Here is a 6,145-nt window from a genome sequence, read left to right on the forward strand (position 1 = left end):
GCCGGGCCGACACAGGGACCCGGGTCCGCTATGGCGCCCCCCGACCTGGCAGCCCCCGCCCCCGGGCCGCGAACCGCCTGCGACGATGAGCCCATGAGCCACGAGGTGAACGACGGGACCAGGGACCGGCTGCTGGCCGAGGCGGTCGGGCTGCGCGAGCGGGGCGAGCGGGAGGAGGCACGGTCCCGGCTCCTCGCGCTCGCCGCGCGCCACCCCGAGGATCCTGAGGTCGCCTACCAGACCGCCTGGGCGCACGACGTCCTCGGCCTGGAGGCCGAAGCCGTCCCCTTCTACGAGCGGGCGCTGGACGACACGGCCGCCGCCCGGCTGGGAGAGGAGGACCGGCGCGGCGCACTCCTCGGCCTCGGCAGCACCTACCGCGTCCTCGGCCGCTACGAACAGGCGGTCGTGACCCTGCGCCGCGCCACCGGGGAGTTCCCGGACGACGCCGCGCTGCGCACCTTCCTGGCGATGGCCCTGTTCAACACCGGGCAGCACGAGGAATCCACCCGGCTCCTGCTGGGCGTGGTCGCGGCCACCAGCGACGACCCGTACGTACGCCGGTACCGTCCGGCCATCGAGTACTACGCCGCCAACCTGGACGAGACGGTCTGAGACCGCGCCGATCGCTCCGCGGTCAGTCGTTGACCGCGGTGAGCAGCACCACCGCGTCCTCCAGGGCGACGAGCCCGTGCCGCTCTTTGGGGATCATCTGCAGCTCGCCCGCCGCCAGCTCCTCCGACCGGCCGGCCGCCGTCAGCTTCACCCGTCCGCGCAGCACCTGAAGGCTCGCGGCGGGCGGGGCGTTGTGCTCGTCGAGCCCCGTTCCCGACGTCAGGGCGATGACACTCTGCCGGAGTACTCCGTCGTGGACCACCCGATGGGCGCTGCGGCCGTGGGCGTCGGAGCGTGCCTTGGCCAGATGCTCCTCGACGAGGGTCGCGAGATCGACAGCTGCGGACTCGTGCATCGTTTCTCCCTGCGGGGGCGCGGGCGCGGGGTTGCGCCTCCCAGCCTCGCGCGTGTCCCGGGGAACGCAAGTCGGGACGCCTGGGCTGCGACGGATCCCGGCCCGAGCGGCGCGGGGAACCGGGCCGGGAGAAGCCCGCGTCCGACCATGAACAAGATCGTTCATGAGTGCGAAGGAATCCGAGATGACCGGCACGGCCACGCGCTACCTCTACCTCGTCCGGCACGGCGAGGCATCACCTGACGAGAGCGGGCTGACCGACGGCGGTCGCCGGCAAGCCACCCTGCTCGGCCGCCGTCTCCGGGACGTCCCTCTCGCGGCCGTTCACCACGGTCCGCTGCCAAGGGCGGAGCAGACCGCGCGTCTGATCGGTGCAGAGCTGGACGAGGTCCCCCTGCTCGTCTCGGACGTCGCCGGCGACTACGTCCCCCACCTGCCCGCGCGCGAGGAGCTTCCGGCGGACTCGGCGGACCTCTTCCTCCGCTTTCTCGCGGGTGCCACGGAGGAGGAGCGGGAGCGCGGACCCGCGCTGGCGCGGAAGGCGCTGGACCTGTTCACCGGGCCGGTGGACGGCGAAGAGGACCGGCACGAACTCGTCGTCACGCACAACTTCCTGGTCGCCTGGCTCGTCAGGGACGCGATGCACGCGCCGAAGTGGCGCTGGCTCGGACTCGACCACGGCAACGCCGCCCTGACGGTCATCCGGTACGCGCCCGGGCGGCCGGCCTGTGTCCTCGTCTCCAACGACATGCGGCACCTGCCCGCCGAGCTGCGCTGGACCGGCTTCCCTCCCGCGTCGCACGTCTGATCGCGGCCGTCCCGGCGCGCCGATCCGCCGGGACGGCCGGCCCCTGCCGCTCGGGGGCCGCCCCCCTACGGCGGTCTCCCGCGCCGACGCATCCGGACGCCTGGGCGCCGAAGCACCCGCGCGGGGAGCCACAAGGACGCCAGGACGCCTGGGCGCCGACGCGCGGTCGGGCGGGGGAGGACATGCGACGCCGCACCGCGCCGGCCGCCCCCGTCGGCGGGAAGGTCAGGCCGCTCCGGGGGGAGGGCGGTCAGGCGGCCCCGGTCGTCCGCGGCGTACCGCGCTCGATGATCGCCGCCGTGTCCAGGCCGGGCGGCAGCGTCCCGAAGGCGACGCCCCAGTCGCCGTCCAGGCGCGAGGCGCAGAACGCGTCCGCCACCGCCGGGTGGCCGTGCCGGACGAGCAGCGAGCCCTGGAGGACCAGCGCCATGTGCTCGACCAGGCGGCGCGCCCGGTACGCGAGCGCGGCGGGGTCGCCCAGGTCGCCCACGTCCTTGCGCAGCCGGGCCGTCGCCGCGTCCAGCCGGCGGTCCGCGCCCGCGGCCCGGTCGACCTCGGCGAAGAACGCCTCGACGGCCTGGGGCTGCCGGCCCATCGCTCGCAGGACGTCGAGGGCGGCGACGTTGCCCGAGCCCTCCCAGATGGAGGGCAGCGGCGACTCGCGGTAGAGCCGGGGCAGCCCCGAGTCCTCGACGTAGCCGTTGCCGCCCAGGCACTCCAGGGCCTCGGCCGCGTGGGCCGGGGCCCGCTTGCACACCCAGTACTTCGTCACGGCGAGGCCGATCCGGCGCAGCAGCTCCTCCTCGTCGTCGCCCGCCGCCGCGCGGTCCACGGCCCCGGCCAGTCGCAGCGCGGCGATCGTCGCCGCCTCCGCCTCCACGGCCAGGTCGGCCAGGACGTTCGTCATCAGCGGCTGGTCCACGAGGCGTGCCCCGAAGGCGTTGCGGTGGGTGGCGTGGTGGACGGCCTGCACGAGCCCCTGCCGCATCCCGGACGCCGAGCTGACCGCGCAGTCCAGGCGCGTCATGTTCACCATCCGGATGATGGTGGCCACGCCACGGCCCTCCTCGCCGACCAGCCGGCCGAGGGCGCCCTCGTACTCGATCTCGGAGGAGGCGTTGGAACGGTTGCCGAGCTTGTCCTTCAGCCGCTGGAGGCGGATCGCGTTGCGGGAGCCGTCCGGCAGGACACGGGGAACCAGGAAGCAGGAGAGTCCACCGGGCGCCTGCGCCAGCGTGAGGAAGACGTCCGACATCGGGGCCGAGGTGAACCACTTGTGACCGGTCAGCGCGTAGAGCCCCGCCTCCCCGGTCGGCACCGCGCGCGTGGTGTTGGCCCGGACGTCCGACCCGCCCTGCTTCTCGGTCATGGACATCCCGGCGATGATGCCGCGCTTCGAGGTCGGCTCGCGCAGCCCGAAGTCGTAGAAGGGCGAGGTGAGGAGGGGCTCGTACACCTCGGCCAGATCCGGCTGGGCCCGCAGCGCCGGCACGGCCGCGTACGTCATCGACACCGGGCACAGATGCCCCGGATCGGCCTGCCCCCACACGAACACCTTGGCCGCGCGCGCCACATGGGCCCCCGGGCGGCCGTCCCGCCACGGGGTGCCGTGCAGGCCGTGGCGGACGGCGACCGACATCAGCTCGTGCCAGTACGGGTGGAACTCGACCTCGTCGACCCGGTGGCCGTAGCGGTCGTGCGTGTGCAGGACGGGGGAGTTCCGCTCGGCCGCCCGGCCCCACTCCTGCGCCTCCTCGCCGCCGGCCCGCACCCCCAGCTCCCGCACCTCCGCCTCGGCCCAGCCGCCGCCCTCGCGGTGCAGGCCCTCCAGCAGGGCCGGGTCGGCCGACACGTCGTAACCGCTCAGCGGCGGGACTTGGTTGGTGACCTCATGCGTGGTCGGCATCGGGAACTCCCAGGGCTCTCAGGGTGAAGGTGACCAGGGCGGGTACGGTGTCCGGCCCGACCGACCCCTCCGCCAGGGGGCCGACGAGCGCCTCCGCTCCCGCTCCCACGAGCGCGGAGGCGGTCAGGGAGGCGTCCTGGGGCGGAAGCCGCCCGGCGCGGACGCCCTCGGCGATCCGTTCGGCGAAGACGTCGCGGAAAGCCCGGCGGAAGACGAGGCGCTCGGCGTCGACGGCCGGGTCCACGGGCTCCGCGAGCAGGGCGTACGCCAGGCGCGGCGACTTCAGGGCGCGGAGGGCGAAGGTCTCGACGACCGCGACGACCCGCTCGGCGGCGTCCGCGTGGCCGGGCCGGCCGGCGGCCTCGGACACGGCGGCCACCTCGCGGGAGACCACCGTGCGAAACAGCTCGACGGCCAGCTCGGCCTTGCTGGGGAAGTGCCGGTAGACGCTTCCCGTCGCAATTCCCGCCCGTGCGGCGACGGCGGCCATGGTGCATCCGGCGTAGCCGTGCTCGGCGAGGAGGCCGATGGCCGCGTCGACGACCGTGGTCCGCTGGGCGTCGAGCCGGGCCTGGACGGCGGGCGTGCGGCGGTAGGGCATGCAAGAAGTGAAGCAGTGATTCATTGCTTCAACAAGAGGCCGGGGGTGTGCGAGGGGATACGCCGGGGGCGCACGCGAAGGGCGCGTGCCCGGCCCGGTGAGGGTCCGGGCACGCGCCCCGAGTCGCGCGCCGCCCGACGGGTCAGCCGACGAAGATCTCGGTCAGGGACCAGATCGCGAGGGCCGCCATGCACAGGCCGCCGATGCGCTGCACCGTCTTGAGCGGGACGCGCTTGGCGATGAAGCGGCCCGCGACGAGGGCGAGCGCCGAGACGCTCATCAGGGCGGCGGCGGAGCCGATCGCCGTCGGCCAGGTGCCGTTGGTCGCGGCCAGATTGGCGGTGGTGATCTGGGTCAGATCGCCCCACTCGCTGATGAAGACGGCCATGAAGGCGGTGGAGTAGACCGGCCAGAAGCCGGTCACGGTCCTGCCTCCGGCGTCGTCCTCCTCGTCGTCGCCCCCACCGCGCAGCAGCATGAAGGCGCCGAAGGCGAAGAGCAGGGCCGAGACCAGCCGGACGATCCAGTCCGGCAGCAGGCCGATGAGGCTGCCCGCGCCGACGGCGATGGCGACGTGCACGACGAACGCGGTGGAGGTGCCGAACCAGACGTACAGCGGTCGCATCCGTGTGCCCATGGCGAGGGACGCGAACATCGTCTTGTCGGGAAGCTCGGCGAGGAAGATCAGCCCGAAGGCGGTGAGGATCGCCAAGGGGTCGAGGTGCATACCGGGGGCTCTCTGCTTGATCCGGGCCCGGGATCCGCACGGCACCGCGGTGGGCGACGGGAAGAACCACTCGGCCCGGCATGACGGACCACGCCCACGGAACGCGGACATGGCGAATGCCTGGCCGAAGGTCTCGCCCGTCCGCGCTCTCGCGCGGACCCGGCCACCGGGAACCCGAGGGTTCCAGTGTGTCGACGACCGGTTCGCGGGGCTACTCCCCTTCGCTGCCGGACAGTCTACCGGAGCCCGGCGCCGATCTTGGTAGACACTGTCTACGCAGCCTGGTAGACAGTGTCTATGACTCAGGACCAGGAAGCCGACGGGCTGCGCGGCCGGCTCGTCGACGCCGGTGTCGAGCTGGTGGACGCGGAGGGGGCCCAGGCCCTCTCCCTCCGCGAGATCGCCCGGCGCGCCGGGGTGTCGCACGGCGCCCCCCGCCGCTACTTCCCCGCCCATCTCGACCTGCTCTCCGCCATCGCCCGCGAGGGCTTCGCCGATCTGGCCGCAGGCGTCGCCAAGGCCGTCGAGGGGGAAGGCGGCGGCACGGGCGACGACCACCGCGCCCGGCTGTACGCGCTCGCCGAGGTATACCTCGACTTCGCGCTGACGCGCCGCGGCATGTACGAGCTGATGTTCCGCCACGACCTGCTGGAGAGCGGACGGCTCGGGCTGCGGGAGACGAGCCTGCCTCTCTTCGGGCTGCTGACCCGGCTCGTCGCTCTGGCCCTCGCCCGCCCGGAGGCCGACGCGGACGTGGGCCCGGGCGCCGGCGTGGGCCCGGGCGCCGGCCGCGGACGAAGGGCCCGGGGGGAGGCAGGACCAGGAAGTGCCGACGGCGCCGTCCGCGCCGCTCAGCCGTCCGTCGTCGCCGGGGCGCTCTGGGCGAACCTGCACGGGATCGCCCAGCTGTGGGGCTGGGGCAGCCTCCAGCTCGCCACCGGCGCCGACGCGGTGGCCCCGCTGCTCCGGGCCGCCGTCGACGCCCACCTCGGGCCGGCGGGGCGCGGACGGTGACGGCCGCACGGCGCACCACGCAGCGGTCGCCCGGGGCCGGAGGGACGCGCGTGGTGAAGGCCCGGCGCGGGTTCACCGGTCGGGCGCCGGAAGCCGGAGGGACGCGCGTGGTGAAGGCC

7 protein-coding genes are annotated in these 6,145 nt (G+C 74.3%); 3 read left to right on the top strand and 4 right to left on the bottom strand.

All coding sequences use genetic code 11. From position 1 onward, the window contains the following. Window positions 1–93: 93 nt before the first annotated feature. Window positions 94–615 carry a tetratricopeptide repeat protein gene (locus tag AB0K65_RS03955; RefSeq protein ID WP_365714049.1) on the top strand — a complete coding sequence of 174 codons (522 nt, stop codon included), beginning with the start codon at window positions 94–96 and terminating at the stop codon, window positions 613–615. Between the two features lie 22 nt (window positions 616–637). Here AB0K65_RS03955 and AB0K65_RS03960 read toward each other — a convergent pair whose 3' ends face one another. Beyond that, on the bottom strand, window positions 638–970 hold the full coding sequence (locus AB0K65_RS03960) for a cupin (protein ID WP_365714051.1): 333 nt from the start codon (window positions 968–970) through the stop codon (window positions 638–640). A gap of 184 nt (window positions 971–1,154) precedes the next feature. Between AB0K65_RS03960 and AB0K65_RS03965 the strand changes: the two genes are divergently transcribed. Beyond that, entirely contained in the window at window positions 1,155–1,778 is a 624-nt protein-coding gene (locus tag AB0K65_RS03965; protein ID WP_365714238.1) for a histidine phosphatase family protein, read from the top strand. A gap of 250 nt (window positions 1,779–2,028) precedes the next feature. Here the strand turns inward: AB0K65_RS03965 and AB0K65_RS03970 are convergent, their stop codons facing one another. The 3 genes from AB0K65_RS03970 to AB0K65_RS03980 form a co-directional block, all read right to left on the bottom strand. Continuing rightward, on the bottom strand, window positions 2,029–3,684 hold the full coding sequence (locus AB0K65_RS03970; protein ID WP_365714053.1) for an acyl-CoA dehydrogenase family protein: 1,656 nt from the start codon (window positions 3,682–3,684) through the stop codon (window positions 2,029–2,031). Beyond that, window positions 3,668–4,285 (bottom strand): TetR/AcrR family transcriptional regulator, encoded by a 618-nt coding sequence (locus AB0K65_RS03975; protein WP_365714055.1) that lies wholly within the window; start codon window positions 4,283–4,285, stop codon window positions 3,668–3,670. The genes AB0K65_RS03970 and AB0K65_RS03975 overlap by 17 nt, the downstream gene beginning before the upstream one ends. A gap of 142 nt (window positions 4,286–4,427) precedes the next feature. After that, complete coding sequence (locus AB0K65_RS03980) at window positions 4,428–5,012, bottom strand: TMEM165/GDT1 family protein (protein ID WP_365714057.1); 585 nt, start codon at window positions 5,010–5,012, stop codon at window positions 4,428–4,430. 297 nt (window positions 5,013–5,309) lie between these two features. On the opposite strand from AB0K65_RS03980, the gene AB0K65_RS03985 reads away from it, so the two are divergent. After that, the gene (locus AB0K65_RS03985) at window positions 5,310–6,026 is read left to right on the top strand and encodes a TetR/AcrR family transcriptional regulator (protein ID WP_365714059.1); all 717 of its coding nucleotides are present in this window, start codon (window positions 5,310–5,312) and stop codon (window positions 6,024–6,026) included. Window positions 6,027–6,145: the final 119 nt, after the last annotated feature.

Source organism: Streptomyces sp. NPDC053755 (genome assembly GCF_040677675.1).
In the GTDB taxonomy this organism is placed as follows: Bacteria; Actinomycetota; Actinomycetes; order Streptomycetales; family Streptomycetaceae; genus Streptomyces.